Raw genomic sequence first — 26,037 nt, forward strand, 5'->3', positions numbered from 1 at the left:
GATCACCCAACGGCGTTCATCACGCCCGTCCACAGCCCTGTTGCCCTGGTCGCCATCGACCGGAACAGGTGGTCGTCATCGATCGGAAATGGTGGTCGCCATCAATCGGATTCACTGGTCGCTATGCCCCGGAGCGCGCAGGCCGTTCTCTTGCCAAAAGTGCGAGCGCCCACGCCAAAGGCAAATATCCCATTACGAGAGAGCAGCGACTTTTCTCACGGAGGCGCGTATGCTCGCAGATCTGGCATTGGAGGAGCGTCTCGATGCCATGATCGATCGCGCGCTCAGGCGTTTTTTGGCAGTTGAAGACGGCTGAACCTCCTAGATCGCCTTCATCTTCCTGTAGGCAAACACCACCATCTTCAGGAGCAGCCACCCGTCGCGAAAGCGCGAGATCTGCGTCTTGCCGTACTTCCTTGCGCCATAGTGGACCGGAAGCTCGATCGCCCGCAGGCTCAACTTCGCGGCGCCGAAGATCAGGTCGAAATCCCCGAACGGATCGAACTCGCCAAAATAGCTTCGCGCTACGCGGAGCCGCTCGTAATCCTTCTTCCAGAGCACCTTGGTGCCGCACAGCGTGTCGGTGTAGCGCTGGTTGAGCAGATAGGAAAAGATCTTCGCGAACGCCAAGTTGGCCAATTGATTGAGCGGGCGCATGGCCTCGTTCTCCATGGGGTAGACGAGGCGGGTACCGTTGATGAACTCGCCCTTGTTGGTGGCAATGGCTTCGTAGAACTTCGCCAGTGCCGCGGGCGGGACGGTCAGGTCCGCATCCAGGATCATCAGGATATCGCCGGTGGCATGCTGAAAGCCCTTGCGCACAGCGTCGCCCTTGCCCTTGCCGTCCTGCCGCAGAACCTTGATGTTCAATTTGCCTTCATAGGCCGACTGGACTCTTCTGCACTCGGCAAGCGTTGCGTCAGTTGAGTTTCCCTCGACGAAAATGATCTCCTGTTCGGAGCCGAAGCGCGGCATTTCACGAATGGCACGCTCGATGTTGCCCATCTCGTTACGGCAGGGAATGACGATCGATGTCGAGGGCGCGGGCTTGCGCTGCATGCGCTTGGAGCGCGTAACCATGTAGGTGCGCAGGCAGAGATGCCTGATCAGGGGCAAGGGAGCGATCGCCTTGTTCACGAACGGTCCCAGACCCAGCAGGTGGAACGGAATGAGCTGCCGGGCATCTTCGCTGATGATCTCGAGCTCGGCGAGATCCATGATGTTGCGCAGGTCGGCGTTCGAGATGGTGTTGGTCTGTGGCTGGGGCATCCGCAGCCCCACCCATGTAGCGAGTTTGGTCAGGGGCTCCCACAGCGACGCATAATACGCGATAACGATCCGCGTCTCCGCCTTGCAGAGATCATGCAGGAGTTCGAGCGCGACTTCGATATCGTCGAACATGCCGGAGAGGACGATATAGTCGAAGGGACCTGCCTTCTTCAGTTGCTCGGAGGGGACCTCGGCGTCACCGACGATGAACTTGAGGCCAGGATGCTGCTTTTCCGCAATCGCGATCATCGCCGGCGAAAAATCCACGCCCACGCCATAGGCCGGATCGAGCGCTGCCAGCAGCGAGCCGGTGCCGCAGCCGAGATCCAGCACGCGCGAGCCCGGCTCGATCAGGAAGCGCATATAGTTGCGGTCGGCGGTGTAATAGCTCTCGTTCTTGGCGATCCAACCCTCGCGCTCGCCGGCAATGAGCTCGGCGTGCTGCTGAAATACCCGCTTTCGATCGGACAATTGAAGGTCCAGCACCGATACGTCTGTTCCTATGGAGGGGCCGGGTATGTTCATCAAGCGATTATCTTTCAGATGCCCATCCAACTCGGCGTCACGAGCGTAGCTAATAATCGCGAAGGCTTACGCAACCAGGGTTGAAAATGGACATTCAGCACCATTCGTTTCCTGCCCCTCATATCGTGCTTCTGCCGGAATTCAAAGCCAGCTCGACCTGTGCTGCTCCTTCAAGGTGCTACCATAAAAGGCTTCGTACAACGCCAGCGTCCACGACCGGCGTGCAATTGAAACCATGGTGAGCGTTTGATCGTTGGGCCGGGCAGGACGTCGCCGCACGTCAGCGAGCATCCTCGTTGTACAATGGAGGGGACGATGGCAAACGCCCAAAGGACCCCGACTACTCCAATCGCAAGCAGCTCCTCGCGCCGCGCAGTACGTGCGCATGTCGAGCGATCCGCAGAAATTCTCAATCGAGATTCAGGCCGCTGCTATTGCTGCCTACGCCGCGAGGCGGGGCATCGAAATAGTCCATACCTATTCAGACCCGGGGCGTAGCGGACTTAGTATCGCCCGCCGTGACGGTCTTCAGCAGCTTATAGATGACGTCCAGAATGGGCGGGCAGATTTCAATTGCATTCTTGTCTTCGACGTCAGTCGCTGGGGACGCTTCCAGGACGTCGATGAAAGCGCCTACTACGAGTTCATTTGCAAGCGGGCCGGCCTCGAAGTTCATTATTGTTCCGAAGAGTTTGAGAATGATGGCAGCCTTGTATCGGTCGTTCTCAAAAATCTGAAGCGTGTGGGAGCTGCGAATTTCAGCCGAGATCTGTCGAAGCATGTATTTCTCGGCCAATCCAATACCGTGAGCCGAGGATATTGGCGCGGAGGACCGGCCGCGTATGGACTGCGTCGGATGTTGGTCGACGAGAACGGCAGGCCGAAGGCGATTCTGGAATACGGCCAGCGGAAGAACGTGAAGAGCGAGCGGGTTATTCTTGTTCCTGACCCTAAATCCGAAATCAACCTCATCCGCCGCATCTTTGCGTCGTTCGTCGTTCAGAAAAAGAACAGGTCGGCGATAGCGGAGGAACTCAATGCTGAGCGCACTTTCACTCGAAGCGGAAAACGCTGGACCTCGCGCACCATCAGCAACGTTTTGGAGAACGAGGTCTATCTAGGCCACATGGTCTTCAATCGCCGTTCGACGAAGCTCGGTGACCGATTGATCAAAAATCCCCCCGGTATGTGGATACGTCGGGACAATGCCTTCAAAGCGATCATCGAGCCCCGCCTTTTCGCGAGGGCGCAAAAGCGACTCCAAGAGGTCGAAAACAACAAGATAGAAACCGATCGACAACTGCTCGATCGCCTTAGTGCACTGTTGCGGCGAAAGGGTCGATTGAGTGTGCACATTGTGCAGGCCGCAAAAAAAGTGCGCCACCCCTCCGTGTATGCGAACAGATTCGGATCGTTGATGCGGGCCTATGAGCTTGTTGGTTTCAGACCCAAGGCCCGATATCGCTTTGCAGAGGTGGCGGCCGAAATCGACCACGTAATCTGCTCTGTGGTCGATGATATCAACGTCGATCTGAGGGGACGCGGCGTGAACCCTTCCTTTCTTACGAACTGTATCTTCTCACGATTTCCGGAGGATTGACCGTGGCGGTTGCGGTCGCGCGGGCTGTTTCAGACGGCACTGCCAAGTCTCGGCGCTGGGAAGTTCGAAGGCTCAAGTACCCACGAGCCGACTTAACGCTCTTGATCCGAATGGACTCCGGCAACCGCCAAATTCAGGACTATTTCCTCATGCCGACCGCCGTTCTCCCGTTGTCGAAAGACAGAAAGAAATTGCGTGTCTCAGATCGGCTTTTCCGTCACATGCGGCTCGATAGCCTGGAGGGCGTATTGGCAGCTCTCTATGGCAGACTGCGCTCGGCGCGAGCCGATGGGAGTAAGCCAACCACCTCTCAATTTGAATTTATTCGGCGACGTGTAGCCATGAAAAGCCGTGTCGCTCGAGCCACGCCGCACAGGCAGAAACCAGCGCAAACAAAAAGCCACTCCAAAAGAACGAGCGCCCGCGCGCAGCGCTGATCGAGCGCAGATAGAGGAAAGCACCGATGAGCTTCCCGTAATTCCTTTTGAAATCGCCATTGAGCTTCGATATCTCGATAAGCTCAGAAACTGGTTCCGACATTAGGGCTCCTGATAAATTGGTCAGGGCGTCTCATAGATCACTGATTTGCCCGACGGAGCAAGTGATGCGGAAAAAATCCAAGGGCGGTGACAAGACGTTCACCAAGGGTGCGCCCTCCAAAGAAGGAGGGGAGGCGCGTGATGAGTTTTTTGCCACGCGAAAGGGGAAGGCGCACGGACCACCTGACCCCAAGAAGCTCAGCCCCCTTCAACGAAGAATGCTGTCGGGCAAAGCCTAAACCGCCAAGGTGAGGCGATAGCGCGTCGCTCGGTGGGGCTCCAACCTCGAAAATCCTGCAAAGAGCCGCAGGTTCGACGCATGGTTGGCGTGCCGAAATGTTGAGGCAGAGACCGGCCGTACGAAATAGAACTGAAAGGCCAATCGCGTGCAAATCACGCTGCCAACCGTGGGCTTTACAAGCGGCGGAGTCTTTCCCAAGGCCTCCGCCGGCTTAGACCCTGCAAACAGAGCAGGATTTGGCAAGCCTGTCGCCAAAGCGTGGCCTCATAGCGGCTCAATCGATCGAGAGGGCAAGATGGATGCTTGGTCAGGTGGACGAAGGATCGTGTGAGATCGTTCTCTGCCTTCGACGGTGAATTGGCGTCATCGCACCTGGCGTGGAGCCGGCGATATTGGTCTCCATCGTTCTCGGACCCAGCAGGGCGCTGGTCTAGATTGTCGACCGTCCGTTGATCCCGCCGATCGTATCGGCGTCGCTTGCGGAACTGCAGCAATTGTCGCGCCTGGATCTCGAAGAGACCCGTTTCGATGGCGGTCGCACGACGTAAGCGCCACAACAGGCTCGCCAGTCTAAGCACCAGCTCTCTTTCGACGGCCGATTGCGCGTCGTAGTCAGATGTCACGGCCGTCTCGAATGCTGCGTAGTCCTCGGCATCCTCCAGCGCGTGAATGACGGTTTCCGCAGTCAAACCATGACGAACCGCATTTTGTCGCGATCTTCCTTTGCCGTCTTCCGTGATGGGACCGGTGCTCAATTGTGCGTTACGGCGGTTCGCCTCGATTTGCCGAAAGGAGGTCATTCTGCCTCTGGAACAACAATTGGCTTCGTTTCGTCATTTTGGTGCGGGACTAAGGGTAGCGGTCCATTCCGTCCGTTGACGTTAGTGGGAACGTCAATGTCGCCGATCATCTCTGCAGCAACGGACACGACCTCATGCGTCCGCGCCCACAGCGAGGCCGCAATCGGAAGAGGATCGATTCCCTGATTCTGCCACCAGGTTCGCTCATTCCCGTGCCGGTGCAGTTCACGATGGTGCATCCTGCAGATCGGAACGGTGAATTTGTCACTGACTTTTCGTCCTATCGCTTGCAGCTCCGCAAACTTGATGTGATGGGCATCGGTTGGGACCCTCCCACAGACAAGACAGGGCTGAGAGGCTACAAATCTCAGATGGTGGCGGTCGCGTTCGCGGATCGGTTTGCGAATGGTGACGACTGCGTTGCCGCAGGGTTCGCCCGACAATTGGTGATTGCAGCCGTTTTTGATCGGCGGTTCGACTGCTGCGCCTTCATCGAGCTGGCTCAGCTTGGCCGCGAACGCGGCCTCGACTCTTTGCGCATCTGCAGCCAGTAGCTGATTCTTAAGCGGAAGCGCCCGATGCGCCCAATTGGCAAGTGCTTCGGGCTCATTCAGGGACGTGAGCTCAGCGGTCAATTGCTGCCGGAGGTCTTCGGACTCCGCGGACGAGAGAACGGCGGGTTTTGAGCGCTCGGTCCCATTGCGGCGTGGGGGCGCCGGGCCACGTTTAGATGCCAGCAATTCTGAGTCCTCGTAAGGCTCGCCTTTCCCAGTCGCTGCCAATCCGTCACGTGCTGCGGTCATTGGAAGGACGTTCAGGTCTCGCGCATCGAGATCATCCTCTCCGGCAATTCCGACCAGGGTGAATAAGGCGTATCGTCTGGCATAGGTGAGGGCGGCTCCGAGCCGGTGCGGCGCTGCCGTCTCGCCGACCGGACAAACCGGCCAGTCCGACGAAATCCATTCACCGGAGGCATGAACGAGCTTGGTCGTGAGCCTGATCAGGCCGCTACCCTCATCGATTGCTGTGGTCTGCACGGTGGCGATCTCGTGCCCGCCAAGGCATTTGCGCACCAAATCGAGACCTGAGGAGAGGGACGCGTAGCGAAAGCTCCGATTCCCTTCGCGCGGGAATGGCGAGACAATGGTCGCCGTGAGGGATTTTTCCGGGTTCGCGATCTCGGCCTGAGCTTTCGCAAGGGCTGCGGCGAGCGCTCCAATGCTAGCGCTGGAGGACTGCATCATGTGCCTCCCCGTCAACGACCTCAAAACTGATCGCTCCCGCCTTTGATCGTCTCGCTCTTACTCCGTGCCCGCAGGCTTCCTTTGCGTCCTGCGGTACCAGGGCCTTCAACTCGGTCTTCGCCCGATCATGGTCGAGCGCGGCAGATCGGGTCATGCGGTAGAGGTTTGCAAACTCCGCCCAGGCGTTGGAGCTGCTCATGTCGATGGTTCTGACCGCCTCGACCCTGGGCCGCGGCGGCTCGATGCCGAAGAGGCGAGGGGTTTCGCCGCTTTGGACACAGCGCCAAAACTTCCGCTCCGCGGTCAACAGCAGGTGCTGATAGAGCGGATCGGCCGGAATGGTCATCTCCACCCATTTGCCGCCCCCCGTGATGATGGATAGGACGGCCGCCCGACAGGCTGTCACCCACATGTTGTGCTGCAACTGGGCCATGTGTTTCTCGGCCGCGCCTTCTTCCGAAAAATTCCACGGCAGCATGAACTTGGCCTCGAACACGGCCCCCGTTTCCGCCACGTGGCCGTCGAGGGTCGCCGCCATCCAGCGGTGCACGGGATGAAAGACCTGCCGCTGCACGTCACGGACAATCTGTCCGGTGTTCTTTTCGTACCAGTGCCGGTTTAGGTTCTCCGTCACCGTGCCGAGCTGGACCAGAAGCTCGCCTGATAAGTCCTCTGGCTCAAGCTCGCCGCGCTTCTCCTTCCAGAGGCGGAGCAACGCCGCCTCGTCGTCGCCCATGATGATCCGGGCATCAGAGCCACCGATGAATTCACGCCTGTGCGCTTCTTTCCACCTGTTCGATTTCATGTCTTCCTCTCGCTACTGGAGAATCGATCCTGCTGACGCAATTCCTCGGTTCGATATGAATAGATGCTTATGATATGAAACATAGCACAAGCTCTAAAAAGTGTCAACATGAACATCAGCGCATTGACTAGCGCTCAGATCCGAGCCGCCCGTTCGCTTATTCGGTGGAGTGCGGAGGATCTTGCTCGCGAAAGTTCGCTGAGCGTCGCGACGATCCGACGCGCCGAGCTAGCAGATGGCGAGACTTCCATGACCGCAGCTAACAACCTCGCAGTCCGACGCGCCCTGGAAGCCGCCGGGGTCGAGTTCATCGACGAGAACGGCGGCGGGCCAGGCGTACGGCTTCGAAAGCCGCAAAAGCAGAAGCGGTGAAAGACCGGTAAGACCCAATCTCTCTGGTTGAAAGAAGCTGGCGGCTTCCAAGCACACTTGGAGCCGCGGACGTCGAGTTGGGCTGACTGGGAAGGGACCGGAGGTCGGCCACGACATCAAAAAGCAGTCATTGATCTGTATTGCGCATCTGCCGCTTTTGTAATACATCTTGTCCATGAAAACTCTGACCGTTCGATTGCCTGAAGATCTGGTCGCTCAAATTGAAGCGGAGTCGCGGCGCCGTCAGATGTCGAAATCCGACGTTGTGCGGGAGCGCCTCACCGAAACAGGCAGGTCTCGTGCGACGCGGTCAACCTTGCTCGACGCGGTTGCCGATCTCATCGGTTCGGCTGATCAGTTGCCGCCGGATTTGAGCGCACGGAAGAAAGAATACCTGAGGTCAACCGGCTATGGCCGCAAGCGCCCTCGTTGATGCCGGTTTTCTCGTGGCGCTCCTCAGCCGGCGCGATGGCAACCACGGCTGGGCCGCAGACGAAGCTTCGCGTTTCCCACCTCCCTGGTTAACCTGCGAGGCCGTCTTATCCGAGACCCTTCACCTCCTCGGAGGACGCGGAATAGGAGGCATCGCATCGCTGCTTCGCCGCGGCGCGCTCATCTGCAGCTACCGATTTGCCGATGATGTGGACGCCGTGCTCAGGTTGCTGGAGAAATACTCCGAGGTGCCCATGAGCTTCGCGGATGCCTGCCTCGTTCGGATGACCGAGGTCGTGAACGATCCCATGGTGTTGACGACGGATGCCGATTTTCGAACCTACCGGCGGCACGGTCGGCAGGTGATTCCGTGCGTGTTCCCTCGTTGAATTCGGTTCAACTTCGGAGCGCTACAGCAGGCTGACGTCGGGTTCACCGCGCCGCACTGGCCCTATCTGCGACGCGTCATGGGCGAGGTGCTGCGCGACGGTGCGCAAATGCCGCAAACCATCCTCAGCGAGCATGTTGCGATCCTCGATGCCATCATCGCGGGCAACGGCGCGGAAGCAGAGCGGCTCAGTCGCGATCATATTTCGCGGGCTGCAAAAATCTTCGTGCAGCGGCTGCAGGCGCAGAAGGAAGCGTCCGAAGAAGAGCAGCGGCAGCGTCCGACCCCGACGCATCCGGTGATATCCGGAGGCTACCTCACAAGCGGGCCGGGAGGGATGGAACCATCAAGGCAGCGCAAGGGGGCGATCTCGCTTCGCACAAGTTCGAGCGGCGGCAAAAATGATCGTCATTGAGCGATGGTATTCGCGTGCGGGAGGTCGGAACAAAAAGCTGCGGTGGCGAGCTGCGCTTTATGTTTCTCCAATCGAGCCGGTGAGGTGTTAGGCTACACTAAACGGCCGAGGCTCCGAGCACTCGGTCCGACACAAAATCGCTCGCGGAGGAAACATGGCGGACCAGTCAACCCAGACCTCGTGGGACCCCCTCGCACTGGCAGAGCAGCTCCAGAACATCGCAAAGCAAAGCCAGGTGCTTATGCAGCGCTTTGTGTCCAACCAGACCGACCCCACGAAATTCGGCATGGGTGATACATCGACGCTTGGATTCGATTTTGCCGACCTCATGACGAAGATGTCAGCCGACCCAACCGCGGTGGCGAAGGCGCAGATCGATCTCGTCAACGACAATCTCGCGGTTTGGCAAAAGAGCGCGGAGCGCATGTTCAACCTACGAGCTCCTGAAACCGATAAGCCGAAGGACAAGCGCTTCAAGCACCCCGATTGGACCGAGAACGCCGTCTTTCATTTCGTGAAGGAAAGCTATCTGGTCGCTGCCAAGTCGATCCTTTCGACGGTCCGGGACGTGAAGGGCATGGACGAGGCGGCGGCCCGAAAGGTCGACTTCTACACACGCCAGTTCGTCGATGCTCTATCGCCTTCCAATTTCATTGCGACCAATCCGGAGGTTCTCACCGCAACGCTGGAATCGGGTGGACAGAACCTGCTGCGCGGCTTGGCGAATCTGTTGTCCGATTTGAGCCGCGGCGATGGCCGCCTGTCGATCAAAATGACTGACATGAAGGCCTTTCGCCTTGGCGAGAACATCGCCACGACGCCGGGAAAGATCATCTATCAGAATAATCTGATGCAATTGATCCAGTATGCCCCGTCGACGCGTGAGGTTCGCAGACAACCGCTGCTCATCATCCCGCCATGGATCAACAAGTTCTACGTGCTCGATCTGCAGCCAAGGAATTCGCTGATCAAGTGGGCCGTGGATCAGGGACACACGGTGTTTGTCATTTCCTGGGTCAATCCTGACGAGAAGCTCGCCGAGAAAGGCTTCGAAGATTACATGCTCGAAGGGCCGATCGCGGCCCTGGATGCGGTCGAGAGGGTAACGGGCGAGCGTCGGGTCAACGCGGTCGGATATTGCCTTGGTGGCACCTTGCTTGCCTCGACGGCGGCCTATCTCGCGGCGAAGAACGACGATCGGCTTGCCAGCGCCACCTATTTCGTGACGCTCGTCGACTTCACCGAAGTCGGAGATATGGCTGTCTTCATCGACAATGAGCAACTCGCATCGCTTGAAAGGAGGATGCACGACCAAGGATATCTCGACGCCTAGGACATGGCGACTTCATTCAACATGTTGCGCGCCAACGATCTAATCTGGTCCTTTGTCGTCAACAACTACCTGCTCGGCAAGGACCAGCTTCCGTTCGATCTCCTGTTCTGGAATTCGGACTCGACGCGGATGCCGGCGGCCATGCATTCGTTCTACCTGCGAAAGATGTATCAGGAGAATCTTCTGGCCAGGCCAGGCGGCATCAGCCTCGCCGGCGTTCCGATCGATTTGTCGAAGATTGAGGTGCCGACTTTCATCCTGTCGACGCGCGAAGATCATATCGCGCCCTGGAAATCGACCTATGCGGCAACGCACTTGTACTCTGGCCCCTTAAAGTTCGTGTTGTCTGCTTCGGGCCATATGGCTGGCGTGATCAGCGCGCCGGGTAGCAAGTATGGGCATTGGACAAACGACGATTTGCCGCCGACGCCTGACGAATGGCTCGCGGGTGCCACAGCCCATCAAGGATCGTGGTGGCCTGTTTGGGACGCGTGGATCTCCGGGCTGGACTCGGAGCGAGTGCCTGCGCGTGAATCGGGCGGTGGCAAGCTGCCGATCATCGAAGACGCCCCGGGCTCTTACGTACGGCTGAGAGCCGTGGCCGCGTAGCACTCGCAGCGGGATGCTTGCGAAACATCGACCGCCGACAGGCCGTTCGATTTTCCAAGCATGCAAAGCTTGCATAGGTGTCACGGCAAGCCTCCAGGCTAAGGCTTGCACCGCATCCTGTTCGCCAAAGGCGCCTGCAACATCGCACGCGCGCGTGATCTGCTCGCCGCTGCAAAACCTGAGGGCCGGCCCACCGCTGCCTCTTGCGCAACCTCAGACGAGAAACGCCGCCGAATTGGGGCGGGGATCACCGTTCTTGCGACAGCAGCGCTAGGCGCCGCGGTCGTCAGAAGATCAACAGCGGTGACGTGAAGACCGTAAAGAAGATCCACGGAAGGAGGGCGAAGAGGAGCATGGCTGCCTCGTTAAGTTGAACCGTCCAATTCCAAGCCTGTTCGATACCCTTATCCGATTCGCTGCCAATCAGCAGCCGTTCGGGTTTGAGGCTGTCTGCAGACCCGGACACGTGTCTCCCGATTCCCACACTGCGATTGAAAAGACGTTGGTTTGTCGGCTTTCGGACAGACGGACTAGAACCTCCGTTCCAACCTGTCGGCACTTTTCACACTTGATTCGGCGGCTGGCTAGCGAAAATGGATCGTGCCCCTATAACTGATATGTCGCGCGACAAGTATGGTGCGCGGCGCGAGCAACGAGCCTTTGATTATTTCGACCGAGGTGATGTTAGAAACGCGGTCACCTTGTTCGTCAGTGATCTGAACGCCCCGACCGGATTGCGAATTGTCACACCACTTGGCAATGCTTCGCGTTTCTCTGCTGATGGCAAAACCATGCGCTCGGCTTGAGGACCTTGATCGAAGGACTGAGGTGAACCTTCGAAACAGTCCGCCGAACATGGCATCCAATTATGAGAGGACGGGTCGTTGAGCAATCGCACAGTAGGCGTGTCCGAAATCGATAACTTGAAAGAGATAGTCGAGTTGCAGGCGAGCCTATGCCACGCGGTGCAACAGCTTCCTTATGGCTTGGAGCGAGACAATGCGCTCCGAGAGATCAGAGGTTTTCAGAGCCGGGTGACAGCCTTGATCCGGCGCCGCTGGCAGGGTTAGAGGGCCCCGCCATTGGGATCGCCGTCCGAAGACCGGACTTCGTAACTGCCACACTTCGGAACGGCTTCGTGTTTGATCAGGCGGACGCTGGTCATGCGCGGGGAAGCAGCAGCTGGCGCAAATCGTCAATCCCTTGGGGCATGGAACGGCGCTAGGCCACCGCGGTCGCGGCTGCGGACACTCAGGTTCGGCCCGGGAGGCTTATCGCGTACCGCGGCACCGGCTACGCAAAAGAGCCGTCGGGCTTCTCAGGCGGCGGGTTTTTCTCACTTGGTCACTGCGGGCTTGAGCATCGCATCAAATCGCTGGGAAAATGTCGCGGCTTTGGCATTCCGAGCCGCGGCAAGCGAAGACGAAATCAGGGTTTGAAACCCTACAGCGGCGACTGCAATTAGAATGGCGCCGAATATCAGTGTACGCATTCCGCACTCCCTCAGGGCTGTTACCTCGCGGTAGACAGTAGAGCCGCTCTGTTTCACGACAGCTTCGCGCGATACGGCAAAGAGTTTCGTTCACGGCAGAGTGTTCGGCGAGCGTGAGGTTTCGCGCTTGAGCAAGTCTTCGCTTTTCTTCTTGCTCTCGCAAAGCCTTTTGCTGCAGTTCGAACTCATCAAACCCTGGTATGGGCTTCAGCAAACCATTCAGGGCCTGCATCGATTGAACCGCCGTTGGCTCATCTGCCTTGTCAAGAGCGACCTGAAGGTGTGCTGCCTCGGTCGCAATAGCGGAAAGAGACCTTGCTCGCCGTTCACGAAAGGAAGGGCAACATAGTAGGTGATGTTGGGCACGTGCTCCCCCTAATCCTGATCTCCCTTTCTTATGCGGCCGCGGGCATATCCTCGCGACGTTGCCGCATGCACCTCGGCGAGTTCGGCTTCCAACAGTCCTTTGGCGACGATCAGCGCGCGCACGGCCGCGCGTACATCGCCGTCACAAGCTGCAATGACCTGGTCGGTCGCGACTTCAAGTGCATCCAACTCGCTTGCTGATGCCAGGCGCATGCTCAATTCCGTGATTGACCGGTCCAGAGAATGTTCCTATTTTGTTCTATTGTCAACAAAGGTGCTGCCCGTATTTGGACCCGAGGTATCTTCAGTAGAATTTCGGAATGTCCTAATTTGCCTTCGGGCAAGCGAAAGCGATGCCGTAACTATCATGTAAGCCGGAGCCGCTAGGAAGCTGGTTTGGACGGGGGCAGCCCTGTTTGGCAGGCTTGGTGCAGTTCTCGCGGTCGTGGCGGCACTCCTGCTTGGGAGCCTGTGCGGTTGACCCGAACGTAAGTTGCGCCGATGGGCGAGCGTACCTATTTGGTGAACATCTCTGGGGCAATCGAATTGGCGATTGATGAGCGAGAATGACCGCTGCGCCCAGGAGATGTATCAACCTTTGTGAGGCCGCCTAAGTTGACGGCCGCCAATGATCAAGCAGTCCGACGAGCCTTGGAGGCCGCCGGCGTCGAGTTCATCGATGAGAACGGAGGAAGGCCCGGCGTACGGTCGCGAAAGGCGAGTAACGCCAAACCAAAGAACAAGTGAAGCTGCCACGTGCAGATTCTGGAAAGCAGAAGTTCATATGCTTAAGACGGGACCAAGATAAGGGTTAAGCGCGTCGTACCATGATCCTGGCCTTGTGCTGTCCGCGCTCGTATTGGCTGGATCGGAGACTGCTGAGTTCTCGCGCTTGATTTCTCGAAGTCGATGGCCAAGTAGTGCAGAAGAAGCTGCTTTCACACCGGACTTGAGGACGAGAGTTCCAGGCTCAAGCCGGTGAAAACGCGTGGAACGGCAGCTACCGATCCGGCATGGAGGTGTGATGAGAGCCAGATGACCTAAAATTCACAAAACGAACCCAATGTTCGGTCGATCGCCGCGTGCGCTGGGTCTTCTTCTTGAGCTCGCGCACGTGGGGTTTTGGGAGGTTAACCTCTTTCGCTTCTGCATGCTCGCCGACGCTTTCCGACGTGAGCGCTCTTTGGCCTACAATCCTTCCCGGAGATTGTCGCGTTGCAGATCATCCCTAGCGATTACTGATCCGAGACGTCGTCGTTTGATTCGGGTTTCTGGAGGGCGCGCCGCGATAGTCGAAGTGCCTCGAGCCGCGCGTTTCTAGCGGAGTCATTCTTGAGAAAGTCGTAGTATTTTTTCAGCTCTTTGAACTCTCGCCTGAGATCGACGTTGGTGGGGTCCTCCTTAAGGGCTGCCTCTACCTCGAGATAGCGACCCAAGGACCTTATCGCCCGCTCTCGAACGGCTTGGCGCCCGTCTGCCTCGTCCTTTGTAATCGGCCCGTCGACTTCAACCGCGCCGGTAGCCCGATCGATGATGACGTCATCGGGGTGAGGGTAAAGATCGTCCGGGGGATCAACTTCCTGGTATCTTTCTTTGTATAGCATCGCGTACCCGACAAGTTCCTGCGCGTCCGCTGCCCGTGCGCTTTCCGCCCGCGCAATCACATCAAGAAGCTGGCGTCCCGCCTTGGTGTCTCCCTGCGCAGCGGCTGTAAACATTGTTCGAATCAGCGCCTGCATTGCAGGTATTTTGGAGGCCTTGTTGCCTTCGGGAACCGTGACCAGTCTCGTTGCTTCTTCCAAGGCCATGAAGGCAAAGCGATCGGCGATCCCACCGCGCAGTGCACCGAAATTTGCGCCAATAGCCTTTTTCTTCCTTGGTCGCCCTTTCGGATTGCCGGATTGCCCCTTCTTGAATCGGTACGCGGCGGGAGGGTTGCGATAATTGCTGGAAGGGGAGCGCTTGTCTTTGGTCACGTAAATTTACCCTGTTATTGAATCAGATCCGCCCCGGAGGCGAGCTACGCTGATCCGCTTTTCTTGCCGATGCATATAGTGGCAAATTGCTGTCATAAAACCCTGCAAATCGCGGCCAATCCTGCCGCCGCAGGGGTCATCGCAAACATCAGTAACAGGGAGTAACAGGGGAAAACAGGGTAGAAAAAGGTTACAGGGAGATCCGCCCGCGAGCCCTTCAACCCGATGAGCACCGCATCGGGAACTTCGTTCACGGGCGGAGAACTACGGGTCTCGCGCGATCACGGCCGCAAGGCTGCCCAGCGCATCGCTGAGGTAGCTCAGGATGAGGGCGAGGGCATAGAAAGGGAGGGCGAGTGCGCGGCGTAGCTTCAGCCCGCGCGCGTCGGGCAAGCTGTCATAGGTTGTCATGGTCATTGAAGCTGGCTCCCGGGAGGCCACGCCGCCCGCTGCGAGCCTGAACAAGTATGGTTAATGAAGCCCTAATTGCGCGAGCCAAGCAGTGTCCGGTAGCCCCACCCGGTCATCTACCAGGTGACACGACGCCCGCGCCGCAGAGGTGTCCGAGAGGAGGCGAGGCGCTCATACCGCGACTAGATGAGGTCCTTCGCTAGCTCCCGAGCGGCCGCGACGCGCCCACGATGTGACCGTCGGGCGCTTCGAGGATCACCGCGACTTCCTCGCCTTCCGGGAGTTTCTCGTTGAGACGGAGGGCTGCGCCCTGCCAGTCGCCGATGACGCGGATCGAGCGCACCACGTTGGCTTCCTCCAGCGTGCGGCCGCCATTCTCGCCGCGCCGGATCGCGGTCTGACGGTCGTGGTCGAAGCCGATCAAGAGCACCCTGCCGCGGCCCGAGCCGGAGCCTACGTCGATCACGAGGTCGCTGCCGTTCCTGCTGACGCTAACGCTCGCAGCCGTTTTTCCCGCCTGCTTGGCCGCTTCAATCGCGGGGCCAACCGCTCCGCGGTCCGAGCCGACATGGCTCGAGGCACCGTCGACGACGATTTCGGGCGTATAGGAGCCGTCGCCGAAGCGATGGCCATAGCGGTCCTGGCGCTCAGTCGCAGCCTCGAGCGAGAAGGGGTCCTTCCAGCCGAGCCGGTCCCAATAGGTGACGTGAAACGCGAGCGCCAGCACGTCGCTGCGGCTCTTGGCCATTTCGTTCAGATAAGCATTGGCGGGAGGGCAGGACGAGCATCCCTGCGAGGTGAAGAGCTCGACGACGACCGGGCGACTGGCCGCGCTCGCGCCGACGGGGGTCAGGGCGGCGAGCAAGCCAAGGGAAGCGATGAGCGGACGCGGTAGCATGGGGTCCCTCCAAAGGATGTCCTGCGCAATTTCGCAACCGGACCAGGGTGTGTTACACGCTCAGGTGGACACGAATTTTTGAACGACGGCGGCCAAATGCGGCCGCCGCGGCGATCAGGGGCGGCCTCCCTGAACGGTTTGGAGAGCGGCTCGAACGTTCGGGAAGGGCGATGAGTGAAGCATCTGGAGGCGGGCGGGCCTGGACCATCACCATCCTGCTCGCCGCGTTCATGCTGATCAATTTCCTCGACAAGATCGCGCTCGGGCTCGTCGCCGTGCCGCTGATGGACGAGCTGCGACTTTCGCCCCGACAGTTCGGCGATCTCGGCAGCGGTTTCTTCTGGCTGTTTGCGGTGGGCGGCGTCTTCGGCGGGTTTCTCGCCGACCGCTTCAGCACGCGGGCCCTGATCCCCGCCATGGTGCTGGTCTGGTCGCTGTGTCAGCTTCCCATCGCCACGACCGCCTCGCTCGGAACCATCATCCTCTGCCGCGCCGTGCTCGGCTTGTCGCAGGGGCCGGCCTGGCCTGTCGCGGTTCACGCGCTGACAAAATGGTTTCCCAACAACCGGCGCAACCTGCCGATCGCGATCGTGGCCCAAGGGTCGGCCATCGGGTTGATCGCGGCTGGCCTCCTCATACCGCTGATCACGGCGAGATGGGGATGGCGTGCCAACTTTGTCGCGCTGGCCGCGATCGGCGGGGCCTGGGCGCTGGCGTGGCTGGCGCTCGCCGATGAAGGGACCGTGGACAGCGCCGACGCGGATGCCGCGTCATCCAATCCAATCGGGCCGTCATTCGCACAATTGCTGCTCGACCGCAGCGTGCTCGGCTGCGCGATCACGCACTTCGTCGGCTACTGGAGCCTCGGGCTGACGCTGACCTGGCTACCCGCCTATTTCGAGCGCGGGCTTGGCTATGACGGCGTCGTCTCGGGTCGGCTCTACGCGCTCGTGATTGCGCTGATGATCCCGCTCGGCATCACCCTTGCCTGGGGCTCGGAGCGTCTGCTGCAGAAAGGCATCCCGTCCAGGACGGCGCGAGGCCGCTATCTGTCGGCGCTGCTCGTGCTGGCAGGAGTGCTGTTTTCGCTACTGTATGTCAGCCCGCACGCCGATTGGCTCCGCATCGGACTGATCGCGCTCGCGCTTGGCTGCACGCCGATCGTCTACTCGCTGGGCCCAGCGGTGCTGGCAGAAGTGGTGCCGGCCGAGCGCCGTGGTGCTGTGCTTGCGACCAACAATTCGGTGGCCTCACTGGCTGGAATCGCAGCCCCGGTCGTCGGCGCCGTCCTGATCCAGGGCCTGCCGGGTGCGCGGGGCTATGAGGTCGGCTTTGCCCTGAGCGGCGCGCTGATGGTTGCAGGCGGCCTGCTTGGCTTCTGGATGATCGATCCGGAGCGCTCGCTGCGTTACGCCACTTGAGCCGGTATCGCGGAGTTGCCGCCGCTCGTCACAGCTTGACGATATTGCTTTCCCAGGAAAGCCCCTCGAACAAATTGACGAGCGGCGGGCCGTGATAGAGGCCCGGCAGATCGCGCGGATGGATGAACTCGTCGCGGAACCACGGAAACACCTTCGGATCGAAATTCTCGACGATCCAGTCGATCATCCGCCGCACCCGCGGCACGCGCGCCGCATCGGGGTGATAGGTGAGCCAGATATCGAACGGGAACACCGCATCGATATCGAGCGGCACCATCTTCGGTCCCATCACGTGAATATAGGTCGGCGACCAGCCGATGCCGGCGCCCTTGATGATGGCCCAGAGCAGCGCGCTTGAATTGTTGGTGGAGAATTTTACGAGCTTGCGCAGTTCGACATCGGGAAACAGCCCGGTGAAAACTTCCTGGCTCTTGGTCTGGTCGGCAAATTGCATCGCCAGGCGATGCTTGCGCAGGTCCTCGATCGTCTTCGGCGTGCCGTAGATCGCTAGATAGGACGGCGCCGCCGCCAGCATCGAATGAATGCGGCCAAGGCGCAGCACCTTCACATCGGGGCTGGTGGGTCGCGTGAGCTGGATTGCGACGTCGACCTCGAGCCGTAACACGTCCGCCGACCGCATCGCGCACATCAGGTCGACGGCGAGCTGCGGATAGGCGCGCTGGAATTCCACGAGCCGCGGCCCGAGCCAGAACGTGCCGAACGCCTCGGTGATGCCGATACGCACTTCGCCGCTCATTGCGGGCGCCGCGCGGTTGCGCGCCCGCATCAGGCCGAAGGCTGCTTCCTCCATGCGCTTGGCGGCGAGCAGGATCTCGGCGCCTTCCGGGGTCGGACGGATTCCGTCGACATGGCGCGTGACCAGCACGGTTCCGAGCGCGCGTTCCAGGTCGTCGATCTTGCGGCGCAACGCATTGGGCGAAAGTCCCATGCGGTCGGCGGCGGAGCGGATGCTGCCGCAGCGGGCGAGCTCAAGAAAGGTGCGGACCGACTCCCAATCGGGACCGCCGGCACACGAACTTAAGTCGACGTGTTCGTTTTCCGGACCGCCCCGGTTCACAATTATCGGCATACGGCGCCCCTGCAATCCCCGTAATCTATTCGTACAGCGCAGGCTTTGGCAACCGGAGCACGCCATGACCCACCATGACCGACATACCACCCGGACCGCTCAAGCCCTTGTCGGTGCTCAGAAAAAGAAGGCCAAATTCGCTCTGGAAGCTCCCGGGCTGACCAACCTCTCGCAGCGGCTGGTCGTCTTCAGCGCGACCTATCGGGATATCGAAACGCTGCTCCCGCGCGCGCGCAAGGCCATGGGCGCCGGCGCCGCCAATGAGGTGATTCATCGGGTGGCGCGGCACAATCCGGATTCACTCTGGGGCATTGCCCGTCGCGACTGCTATGCTTCCGGGGATACCGCGGCGGAAGGTTACGTCGCATTCTTGATGCTCAACGCGGAGGGCGCCGATCTCCTGTTGAGCGGTGAGCTCGATGCGACCGATCCGCCGCTGCATCTGCTGACGCGCCAGCACGAGAAACCGGCTGCGATCTACTTCTGGGGCGTCTACGCGCCCGGCCTGATTGCCGGCGGCGTGCCGTTGGCGTTCGAGAAGACCTGGACGCCGCTCTATCGTGACGCGCCGATCTTCACCCGACCGATCACGATCGAGGGCCTGCGGCTCGCCGAAAGCCTGGGATTCCGCCGCGGCGCGAGGTTCCACGGCAGGGCCGCGCCGAAATTCCACATGTATCCGCGCGGCGTCTCGATCAAGCAAACGCGTGCGATCTATGACGACTTCCTCGACATGGAGGACGACCACGACGTCTCGATCACGGTGGTGCGTTCGATTGAGGATTTTATGCGCGTCGTTGCGGTTCGCGGCGCGACCTTCATCGCCGAGCAGGACTGTCCTTATGACGAAGAGTTCGACGGCAATGATTTTTCCGCAAGCCATCTCTTGAGCTATGTCGGCAAGGAGCCGGTCGGCTGCCTCCGCATCCGCTACTTCGCCGGCTTTGCCAAGCTCGAGCGGCTGGCGGTGCGACACGAGTACCGCAGCCGCCAGATCGGCACGCGCCTGATGAAGGCCGGCGTCGAGTTCTGCCGCATGAAGGGCTATCGCCGCATCTACGGCCGCGCGCAGAAGGACCTGCTCGACTACTACCTCAATATGGGCTGGAGGCCGCTCGAAGGTTCGTCAGAATTCTTCTTCTCCGACTACGCCTATATCGAGATCGTCATCGACACCGATCCCAATCCGCAGGCGATCGCGCTCGGCGTCGACCCCTATGTCTTGATGCGGCCCGAAGGCCGATGGGACCGGCCGGGTGTGCTGGACCGCTCGGCCAAGCGCGGCTCAGGCCAACTTGCAGCGGGCAAGAAAAAATGAGGAACGTGGTCAATCTTCGATCGTACTCGAATGCTTCGTTGATCCCGACGCTGGTGCTGATGGATCTGCAGCAGGAATACATCGCCTCACCCCGGCTGTTCTCCATAACCGGAGCCGAGAAGGCATTGGAGAACTGCCGGCTCGTGCTGTGGCATTCACGGCAGGTGGGATTGCCTGTCGCCTTCCTGCGCATGGTCGGCCGCTCGCCGTTCTTCAACCCGGTGTTGTCCTATTCCAACTGGATCCCGGGATTCGAGCCGCTGACCTCGGAGATGGTGTTCGAGCGCTCCAAGCCGTCCTGCTATGCCAACCGCGAGTTTGCCCACGCCATGACCGAAGGCGGCGGCCACTTCGTGCTGGCCGGATTTTCCGGCGAGGCGGGATGCCTCGCGACCGCGGTGGAAGCCTTCCACCATGGCCACCGCGTCACCTATCTCGCCGATGCTTCGGCAAGCCTGGCGCTTAATCAGATTCCGGCGCCAACCGTTCACGAAACCGTCGCGCAGTTGATCGGTCTCTATGGCGAGGTCACGACCACGCAGGACTGGATCTCGGAACAGATGGCAAGCATTTCTCTGGGAGGCTAAATGAGCAGCACAATCGACCACAAGCTCGATCTGATGGCACGATCGCTTCAGGAGCACATCAATCTGGCCAAGGAGCTGAACCTGAACTTCGTGGCGCAGCTTCTGACCATGACAGCGATGGAGATCCGGATCAATCTCCACCGGATTTCGGACCAGGAAATCGACACCTTGTGCGCCGCTGCAGCCGAGGGCGGACACGAGGCACAAGCGGCGCAGGAGACCGCGCGCGTCATCAAATTCCCGTCTCGCGGCCGCTATTCCTGAGAGGCCCGCGGGGCTTTTCCCGAGGGACTGCCGCTTGTTTACGGGAATTTGCCGGAAGGACTTGCGGCGCGGCGATCTTTCTGGTTTTCAGGCTCACGCGAATCGGGCCGAAGCGCGGCTTGACGAGGCGTGCCATCAGCAGCCACAGGGGGTTCGAATCGTTGCGCTTTTGGCGATTCGCTGCTGTAATTTTTTGCATCAAATCGTGTCCGGTTTCGCGTCTCTGCAATCGCCACATGTGTGACGACGTGCTAGAGAGCGGCGGGGTTATATTGGGCTTGATTTGATTGGGGTCGGCGAATGGGTTCCAACGAGTTCGGATTGGGGACGAAGTCCGAACCAAAACATGCGCTTCGGGTCGGTGTCATCGGTGCCGGCGTGATGGGTAGCAACCACGCGCGGGTGCTGGCCTCCCTTCCCAACGTTAGCCTCGTCGGGGTGGTCGATCCCCTGGAGGCGCATCGCAAGCGCGCGACCGAGCTCGCCAACTGCTCCACCTTCGACAGCCTCGAGGCGCTGATCGAGGCCGGCGTCGATGCCGTCACCATCGCCGCTCCCACCCATCTGCATCACGAGATCGCGCTGGCCTGCATCGCGCGCAAGATTCACGTCCTGGTCGAGAAGCCGATCGCTTCCTCCGTGGAGGAGGGCCGGGAGATCGTCGAGGCCGCGCGGCGCGCGCGCGTGACGCTGATGGTCGGCCATGTCGAGCGCTTCAATCCGGCGGTCGCCGCGATCAAGCAGGCGATCGCGAGCGAGGACATCCTGTCGATTGCGATTACCCGGGTCGGACCGTTCCCGCCACGCATGTCCAATGTCGGCGTCGTCATCGACCTTGCCGTGCACGATATCGACCTGATTCGCTGGTTCACCGAGTCCGACATCGTCGAGGTGCAGCCGCAGCTTTCCAGCGCGGTCGCCGAGCGGGAGGACATCGCGCTGTTGCAGTTCCGCACCGAGTCCGGCGTGCTCGCCCATATCAACACCAACTGGCTGACGCCGTTCAAGGCGCGCAACGTCACGGTGGCGACGCGCGGGAAATATGTCATGGGCGACCTGCTCACGCGCCAGGTCACCGAATGCTTCGGCTTCAAGCCCGACGGCAGCTATTCGATGCGGCATCTTCCGGTTGGCCACGACGAGCCGCTGCGCGCCGAGTTGGTCGCGTTCGTGCACGCGGTTCGCTCCGCCTCTGCACCCGCGGTCACCGGCGATGAAGGCGTCGCCAGCCTCGAGATCGCCACCCGCTGCCTCGAAACCTCACCGAAGCGTGTCGCGGCCCCTTCCGCCCGCAAGGGGCCGCGCCGCATCGTGGGCTAACACCAGTTTCCGATGTCCGTCCCTCCGTCCGTGCAAGGTTCCATGAATCAACATCTGCGCCTGCAAGCCATCCCCTTCATCGATGTCGCCGCCCAGCGCAAGCGGCTCCGCAAGGCGATCGACGAGGCGATGGCCCGCGTGCTCGACCACTGCCAGTTCGTCAATGGTCCGGAAGTGACGCAGCTCGAGGCGGCGCTTGCCGCCTTCAGCGGCGCGAAGCATGTCGTCACCTGCGCGAGCGGCACTGATGCGCTGTTGATGGTGTTGATGGCGAAGGGGCTCGGCCGCGGCGACGCCGTGATGTGCCCGTCATTCACCTTCTGCGCGACCGGCGAGGCGGTAGCGCTGACCGGCGCGACGCCGGTCTTTGTCGACGTCGATGACGCGACCTTCAACATGGACGCCGCTTCGCTGAAGCAGGGCATCGCCACGGCACGAAAGCTTGGCCTCAAGCCGCGGGCGGTGATTCCGGTCGACCTGTTCGGCCAGGCCGCCGACCATGACGCGATCGCCGCTGTCGCGGAAGCCGAGGGCCTGTTCGTGCTCGATGATGCAGCGCAAGGCTTTGGCGCGAGCTACAAGGGCCGCCGGCTCGGCACCTTTGGGCTCGCGACCGCCACCAGCTTTTTCCCGGCAAAGCCGCTCGGCTGCTTCGGCGACGGCGGGGCGATCTTCACTGATGACGCAGCTCTTGCCGAGACGCTCAAAAGCATCCGCGTGCACGGGCAAGGCTCGGACAAGTATGACAACGTTCGCCTCGGCCTGACCGGGCGGCTCGACACAATGCAGGCGGCGATCCTGATCGAGAAGCTGAAGATCTTCGAAGACGAGATCGCGGCGCGCAACAAGGTCGCCGAGCGCTATGCGCGCGGCTTGAGCAACGTCGTCACCGTGCCGCATCTCGCTGCCGGCCGCACCTCGATCTGGGCGCAATACACCATCCGTCTGCCCGAGGGCGTCGACCGCGATCGTTTTGCTGCCGCGCTGAAGGCGCGCGGCGTTCCGACCGCGATCTATTATCCGAAGTCGATGCACCAGCAGACCGCCTACCGGGATTTCCCGGTCGCCGAGGGCGGCCTGTCGGCCAGCGAGCGCTTGTCAGCGGACGTGATCAGCCTGCCAATGCACGCCTATCTCGATGAGGAAACCCAGGACCGCGTGATCGCCGCCGTGCGCGAGGTGGTTTGATCGTGCGAAATACGGCTCTCAAGGCGCGGCGGTTTGCTTCGCGCCGGTCCCGCGCCGCCAGCTCCAGATCGCCACGCAGCCGGCGCCGATGAGGATGTCGAACAAGGGCTCCAGCGGCAGGCGATATTTCGGTGAAGCGATCGGACCGTTCAACAGCAGCAGGAACAGGATCCACGAACCTGCAAACAGCAGGCTTGGCCAGTTGCTCCGCTGTCTCGCCAGCGATACCAGTCCGATCGCCTGGATCAACCGCAGCACAAGAAGGCCGAGCGTCCCGGCAATCAGTAGCCAGGAATAGGTGGGATTGCCCGAGCGGAAGGCATAGTTGAACACCTTCTCGGCGAAGGAAGCGCCCGGCGTGTCATAGAAGCCTGTCCGTGGCAGGCGCGAGACTGGCGGCGAGACCAGATGCGCTGGAGAAACGAGGTTGATGAAGGCACCCGACGCCCAGGACTTGATCAGCGCGGATAGCTTGAGGTCGTTGCGCAGGGCGTCGGCGGCAACCTCCTGGAGCCGCCTGGATTGCTCGAAGCGGTTGGGGGACGGCGCGCCGTAGCGCTGGATCGCGCGATCGTTCATTTCCTTGGCTGCAACCGCGTACGGCGTGCGGTCCTGCATTTCACGCGCGAGCGGCACGATCCACCAGGCCACGTGCTCGCCGGTTTGCGCGCTCAGCGCATACGAACCGTACTGATCGTGATTGCGCACCGAGATCACCGCCAGGCTCAGCGACACCATCGTCGCCGCCCCCACCAGTGCGGCCAATTGTGATAGCGATCGCCGTTGCCAGGCTGACATGGCGAGCAGCAGTCCGATCACGGCGAAAGCCCAAGGCGCGATCGAGACGCGCGTGAGCACCGCGCAGGCAAGCGAAACGCCCAGCATTGCGGCGTGGCCGAAGCTCGGGCTTCGGAACCATCGTTGCACGAGGAAAATGGATAGCACCACGAACAGCGTGAACTGCGTATCCGTGTAGATAAGGCCGCTCATCACGATTTGCGTCGGATTGAAGATCGCGGCGATCGCGGAGGGTACCCCAAGTCGTACGTCGAGGGACCGCGCGATCAGGAACACCAGGACGCATGTTGCACTGTCCGTGGCGCCCTGCGTCAGCGCATCGGCGATCGGGCCGAGATGGCCAAATAGCAGAAAGCAACCGCCCGTCAGCACCTGATAGAGCGGCATCGTGTTGGATGCGGCATCGCCCAGCCAGTGCGACCCGTGAATCAGGCCATCGCGGATCGCGGTGGCGAATTGTCGGGCTTCCCCCACGAATACGATGGAATCGACGCCCTCCAGGCCGCTTTCGCCGAGCGTGGCATAGAGCAGCAGCGCATAGGTCCAGCGCACGGCAAGCGCCCCCAGGAATATCCGGGAGATGGTCGGACTGAGGCGGGGAGCTGACGTCATCTGCACATCTAGGTCGAAGGATCCGGTTCCTGGGCTCTCATCGCGGGTCTCGGGCCCGGGACAATTCTCTCCAGATACAGCAAGCGATCAGCTATGGACAGCGAAGCTCTATAGGATAGAAGCAGCGCATGCTTGGGCGCATCTTCACCGTCGGCGGCTATACCCTGCTTTCGCGGCTGACCGGGTTCGCGCGCGACATCATGCTCGCGGCGATCCTCGGCGCCGGTCCCGTGGCGGACGCGTTTTTCGTCGCATTCCGCCTGCCCAATCATTTCCGCGCGATCTTTGCCGAAGGCGCGTTCAACGCCGCCTTCGTGCCGGCCTACGCGCATGTGCATGGCGAGAAGGGCGAGGCATCGGCAAGACTGTTTTCCGACCGCGTGTTCACGCTGCTGTTTTTCTCGCAGGTGGTTCTGCTCGTCGTTGCCTGGGTCTTCATGCCGGAGGCGATGAGCGTGCTGGCGCCGGGCTTCACCCACGACGCCGGCCAGCGCGACCTTGCGATCGAGCTGACGCGCATCACCTTTCCATACCTGCTCTTGATCACCCTGGTCACGCTCTATGGCGGCATGCTCAACGTGATGCATCGCTTTGCGAGCGCCGCCGCCGCCTCGATCCTGCTCAATCTCGCCATGATGATGACGCTCGCGGTCGCGGTGTATTTCCCGACTGCAGGCCACGCCGCGGCCTGGGGTGTGCTGATCTCCGGCTTCCTGCAATATTTCCTGCTCGCGGGCGATCTCGCGCGCCGTGGCGGCTTGCCGCGATTTGCGCCTTTGAGGCTCGATGAAGACATCCGCGCCTTCTTTCGCGCGTTGGGGCCGGCGACACTCGGCTCGATGGGTACGCAAGTGGCGATGTTTGCCGACACCATCATCGCGACTTTCCTGCCGGCGGGCGCACTGTCGGCGCTCTACTACGCCGATCGCCTCAACCAGCTTCCGATCGGCGTGATCGGCATCGCGATCGGCACCGTGCTGCTGCCGGAGATGTCGCGGCGAATCACCGCGGATGACCATGCCGGGGCGATGGAGCAGCAGCGCCGCGCCTTCGACTACACGCTCCTGTTCGCCGTGCCCTTTGTCGCCGCCTTCCTCGCCGTGCCGGACGTCATCACGCGCGCAATGTTCGCGCGCGGCGCCTTCACCCGTGCCGATGCGGCGGCCTCGGGCGCGACCCTTGCGGCTTACGCCGTCGGTCTCATTCCGTTCGTGCTGATCCGCAGCGCCGTATCGACCTTCTATGCGCGCAAGGACACCGCGACGCCGGTGAAGGCATCGCTCACCGGGCTTGCCGTCAACATGGGGCTCAAGCTCTTGCTGATGGGATCCCTGGCGCAGGTGGGCCTGGCGCTGGCAACCGCGGTCGGCGCCTGGGTCAATCTCCTGCTGGTGCTCGGCTTTGCCGTGCGCGCCGGCTATCTCGAAGTCAACCGTGCGCTTGGCCGGTCGATCGCCAAATTCGCGATCTGCGGCCTCGTTCTCGCGGCGACACTGTGGCTTGCCGCTCGATATGCTGCAGCGCAATTCGGCGGCATGCGGTTTCACGACGAGGTCGCACTGCTTCTGCTGATCGGGATCGGCGCGGTGGTCTATACCGGGTCGGTCGTCGGCCTGTTCGGCCTGAGGTGGTTGAGAGGCCTGGTCAAGGGCTAAAGTGCGTTTGCGCTTCCAGCCAAACCACTGCAATATGCCGGCAAATCAGAACCGAGAAATTGGAGATAG

General features: G+C 60.8%; 29 protein-coding genes. 16 read left to right on the forward strand and 13 right to left on the reverse strand.

Going from position 1 to position 26,037, the window contains the following annotated elements:
* A partial coding sequence (locus VKR55_RS00555) for a hypothetical protein (protein ID WP_324398841.1) occupies window positions 1-316 on the forward strand: 316 nt, incomplete at its 5' end.
* 5 nt (window positions 317-321) lie between these two features.
* On the opposite strand, the gene VKR55_RS00560 is transcribed toward VKR55_RS00555, so the two are convergent.
* Entirely contained in the window at window positions 322-1,740 is a 1,419-nt protein-coding gene (locus tag VKR55_RS00560) for a glycosyltransferase (protein ID WP_324398842.1), read from the reverse strand.
* A gap of 439 nt (window positions 1,741-2,179) precedes the next feature.
* On the opposite strand from VKR55_RS00560, the gene VKR55_RS00565 reads away from it, so the two are divergent.
* On the forward strand, window positions 2,180-3,394 hold the full coding sequence (locus tag VKR55_RS00565) for a recombinase family protein (RefSeq protein WP_324398843.1): 1,215 nt from the start codon (window positions 2,180-2,182) through the stop codon (window positions 3,392-3,394).
* 321 nt (window positions 3,395-3,715) lie between these two features.
* On the opposite strand, the gene VKR55_RS00570 is transcribed toward VKR55_RS00565, so the two are convergent.
* The 4 genes from VKR55_RS00570 to VKR55_RS00585 all read right to left on the reverse strand — a co-directional run bounded on the left by VKR55_RS00570 (window position 3,716) and on the right by VKR55_RS00585 (window position 7,023).
* Window positions 3,716-3,934, reverse strand: coding sequence for a hypothetical protein (locus VKR55_RS00570; protein ID WP_324398844.1), 219 nt, complete (start codon window positions 3,932-3,934; stop codon window positions 3,716-3,718).
* Between the two features lie 413 nt (window positions 3,935-4,347).
* On the reverse strand, window positions 4,348-4,974 hold the full coding sequence (locus VKR55_RS00575; protein WP_324398845.1) for a hypothetical protein: 627 nt from the start codon (window positions 4,972-4,974) through the stop codon (window positions 4,348-4,350).
* Entirely contained in the window at window positions 4,971-6,215 is a 1,245-nt protein-coding gene (locus tag VKR55_RS00580; protein WP_324398846.1) for an ERF family protein, read from the reverse strand. The genes VKR55_RS00575 and VKR55_RS00580 overlap by 4 nt, the downstream gene beginning before the upstream one ends.
* Window positions 6,196-7,023, reverse strand: coding sequence for a YqaJ viral recombinase family protein (locus VKR55_RS00585; protein WP_324398847.1), 828 nt, complete (start codon window positions 7,021-7,023; stop codon window positions 6,196-6,198). The genes VKR55_RS00580 and VKR55_RS00585 overlap by 20 nt, the downstream gene beginning before the upstream one ends.
* Before the next feature lie 249 nt (window positions 7,024-7,272).
* Between VKR55_RS00585 and VKR55_RS00590 the strand changes: the two genes are divergently transcribed.
* The 6 genes from VKR55_RS00590 to VKR55_RS00615 all read left to right on the forward strand — a co-directional run bounded on the left by VKR55_RS00590 (window position 7,273) and on the right by VKR55_RS00615 (window position 10,572).
* Complete coding sequence (locus VKR55_RS00590; RefSeq protein WP_324398848.1) at window positions 7,273-7,395, forward strand: hypothetical protein; 123 nt, start codon at window positions 7,273-7,275, stop codon at window positions 7,393-7,395.
* Window positions 7,396-7,570: 175 nt separating this feature from the next.
* On the forward strand, window positions 7,571-7,828 hold the full coding sequence (locus VKR55_RS00595; RefSeq protein ID WP_324398849.1) for a CopG family transcriptional regulator: 258 nt from the start codon (window positions 7,571-7,573) through the stop codon (window positions 7,826-7,828).
* On the forward strand, window positions 7,806-8,216 hold the full coding sequence (locus VKR55_RS00600; RefSeq protein ID WP_324398850.1) for a type II toxin-antitoxin system VapC family toxin: 411 nt from the start codon (window positions 7,806-7,808) through the stop codon (window positions 8,214-8,216). The genes VKR55_RS00595 and VKR55_RS00600 overlap by 23 nt, the downstream gene beginning before the upstream one ends.
* 66 nt (window positions 8,217-8,282) lie before the next feature.
* Window positions 8,283-8,630: an FCD domain-containing protein gene (locus VKR55_RS00605; RefSeq protein ID WP_324398940.1), complete on the forward strand. Its 348-nt coding sequence runs from the start codon at window positions 8,283-8,285 to the stop codon at window positions 8,628-8,630.
* A gap of 154 nt (window positions 8,631-8,784) precedes the next feature.
* Window positions 8,785-9,963, forward strand: coding sequence for a PHA/PHB synthase family protein (locus tag VKR55_RS00610; RefSeq protein WP_324398851.1), 1,179 nt, complete (start codon window positions 8,785-8,787; stop codon window positions 9,961-9,963).
* A 3-nt stretch (window positions 9,964-9,966) separates the two neighbouring features.
* Entirely contained in the window at window positions 9,967-10,572 is a 606-nt protein-coding gene (locus VKR55_RS00615; protein ID WP_324398852.1) for a hypothetical protein, read from the forward strand.
* 286 nt (window positions 10,573-10,858) lie between these two features.
* Here the strand turns inward: VKR55_RS00615 and VKR55_RS00620 are convergent, their stop codons facing one another.
* Window positions 10,859-11,038 carry a hypothetical protein gene (locus tag VKR55_RS00620; protein ID WP_324398853.1) on the reverse strand — a complete coding sequence of 60 codons (180 nt, stop codon included), beginning with the start codon at window positions 11,036-11,038 and terminating at the stop codon, window positions 10,859-10,861.
* 127 nt (window positions 11,039-11,165) lie between these two features.
* Between VKR55_RS00620 and VKR55_RS00625 the strand changes: the two genes are divergently transcribed.
* Window positions 11,166-11,378, forward strand: a complete 213-nt coding sequence (locus VKR55_RS00625; protein WP_324398854.1) for a hypothetical protein — start codon at window positions 11,166-11,168, stop codon at window positions 11,376-11,378.
* Between the two features lie 530 nt (window positions 11,379-11,908).
* Here the strand turns inward: VKR55_RS00625 and VKR55_RS00630 are convergent.
* The 5 genes from VKR55_RS00630 to VKR55_RS00650 all read right to left on the reverse strand — a co-directional run bounded on the left by VKR55_RS00630 (window position 11,909) and on the right by VKR55_RS00650 (window position 15,715).
* A complete protein-coding gene (locus VKR55_RS00630) occupies window positions 11,909-12,064 on the reverse strand; it encodes a hypothetical protein (protein WP_324398855.1) in 156 nt (51 codons plus the stop codon).
* 375 nt (window positions 12,065-12,439) lie between these two features.
* Complete coding sequence (locus VKR55_RS00635; protein ID WP_324398856.1) at window positions 12,440-12,643, reverse strand: hypothetical protein; 204 nt, start codon at window positions 12,641-12,643, stop codon at window positions 12,440-12,442.
* A 1,022-nt stretch (window positions 12,644-13,665) separates the two neighbouring features.
* A complete protein-coding gene (locus VKR55_RS00640) occupies window positions 13,666-14,406 on the reverse strand; it encodes a DUF5681 domain-containing protein (protein WP_324398857.1) in 741 nt (246 codons plus the stop codon).
* Window positions 14,407-14,670: 264 nt separating this feature from the next.
* A complete protein-coding gene (locus VKR55_RS00645; protein ID WP_324398858.1) occupies window positions 14,671-14,823 on the reverse strand; it encodes a hypothetical protein in 153 nt (50 codons plus the stop codon).
* Window positions 14,824-15,016: 193 nt separating this feature from the next.
* A complete protein-coding gene (locus VKR55_RS00650) occupies window positions 15,017-15,715 on the reverse strand; it encodes a DUF1223 domain-containing protein (RefSeq protein WP_324398859.1) in 699 nt (232 codons plus the stop codon).
* 170 nt (window positions 15,716-15,885) lie between these two features.
* Here VKR55_RS00650 and VKR55_RS00655 point away from each other — a divergent pair, with 170 nt between their 5' ends.
* Entirely contained in the window at window positions 15,886-17,136 is a 1,251-nt protein-coding gene (locus VKR55_RS00655) for an MFS transporter (RefSeq protein WP_324398860.1), read from the forward strand.
* A gap of 28 nt (window positions 17,137-17,164) precedes the next feature.
* Here VKR55_RS00655 and VKR55_RS00660 read toward each other — a convergent pair whose 3' ends face one another.
* Entirely contained in the window at window positions 17,165-18,226 is a 1,062-nt protein-coding gene (locus VKR55_RS00660; RefSeq protein WP_324398861.1) for a LysR family transcriptional regulator, read from the reverse strand.
* A gap of 64 nt (window positions 18,227-18,290) precedes the next feature.
* Here VKR55_RS00660 and VKR55_RS00665 point away from each other — a divergent pair, with 64 nt between their 5' ends.
* The 5 genes from VKR55_RS00665 to VKR55_RS00685 all read left to right on the forward strand — a co-directional run bounded on the left by VKR55_RS00665 (window position 18,291) and on the right by VKR55_RS00685 (window position 22,903).
* Window positions 18,291-19,544, forward strand: a complete 1,254-nt coding sequence (locus VKR55_RS00665) for a GNAT family N-acetyltransferase (RefSeq protein WP_324398862.1) — start codon at window positions 18,291-18,293, stop codon at window positions 19,542-19,544.
* Window positions 19,541-20,131 carry a cysteine hydrolase family protein gene (locus tag VKR55_RS00670; RefSeq protein ID WP_324398863.1) on the forward strand — a complete coding sequence of 197 codons (591 nt, stop codon included), beginning with the start codon at window positions 19,541-19,543 and terminating at the stop codon, window positions 20,129-20,131. Before VKR55_RS00665 ends, VKR55_RS00670 begins: the two co-directional genes overlap by 4 nt.
* Window positions 20,132-20,395 carry a hypothetical protein gene (locus tag VKR55_RS00675; protein ID WP_324398864.1) on the forward strand — a complete coding sequence of 88 codons (264 nt, stop codon included), beginning with the start codon at window positions 20,132-20,134 and terminating at the stop codon, window positions 20,393-20,395.
* Between the two features lie 300 nt (window positions 20,396-20,695).
* On the forward strand, window positions 20,696-21,715 hold the full coding sequence (locus VKR55_RS00680) for a Gfo/Idh/MocA family oxidoreductase (protein WP_324398865.1): 1,020 nt from the start codon (window positions 20,696-20,698) through the stop codon (window positions 21,713-21,715).
* A gap of 42 nt (window positions 21,716-21,757) precedes the next feature.
* Window positions 21,758-22,903: a DegT/DnrJ/EryC1/StrS family aminotransferase gene (locus VKR55_RS00685; protein WP_324398866.1), complete on the forward strand. Its 1,146-nt coding sequence runs from the start codon at window positions 21,758-21,760 to the stop codon at window positions 22,901-22,903.
* A gap of 18 nt (window positions 22,904-22,921) precedes the next feature.
* On the opposite strand, the gene VKR55_RS00690 is transcribed toward VKR55_RS00685, so the two are convergent.
* Window positions 22,922-24,313 carry an ArnT family glycosyltransferase gene (locus tag VKR55_RS00690; RefSeq protein ID WP_324398867.1) on the reverse strand — a complete coding sequence of 464 codons (1,392 nt, stop codon included), beginning with the start codon at window positions 24,311-24,313 and terminating at the stop codon, window positions 22,922-22,924.
* A 128-nt stretch (window positions 24,314-24,441) separates the two neighbouring features.
* On the opposite strand from VKR55_RS00690, the gene murJ reads away from it, so the two are divergent.
* On the forward strand, window positions 24,442-25,968 hold the full coding sequence (gene murJ / locus VKR55_RS00695; protein WP_324398868.1) for a murein biosynthesis integral membrane protein MurJ: 1,527 nt from the start codon (window positions 24,442-24,444) through the stop codon (window positions 25,966-25,968).
* Window positions 25,969-26,037 lie beyond the last annotated feature (69 nt).

Origin of the sequence: Bradyrhizobium sp. (assembly GCF_035309285.1) — a bacterium.
GTDB lineage: Bacteria > Pseudomonadota > Alphaproteobacteria > Rhizobiales > Xanthobacteraceae > Bradyrhizobium.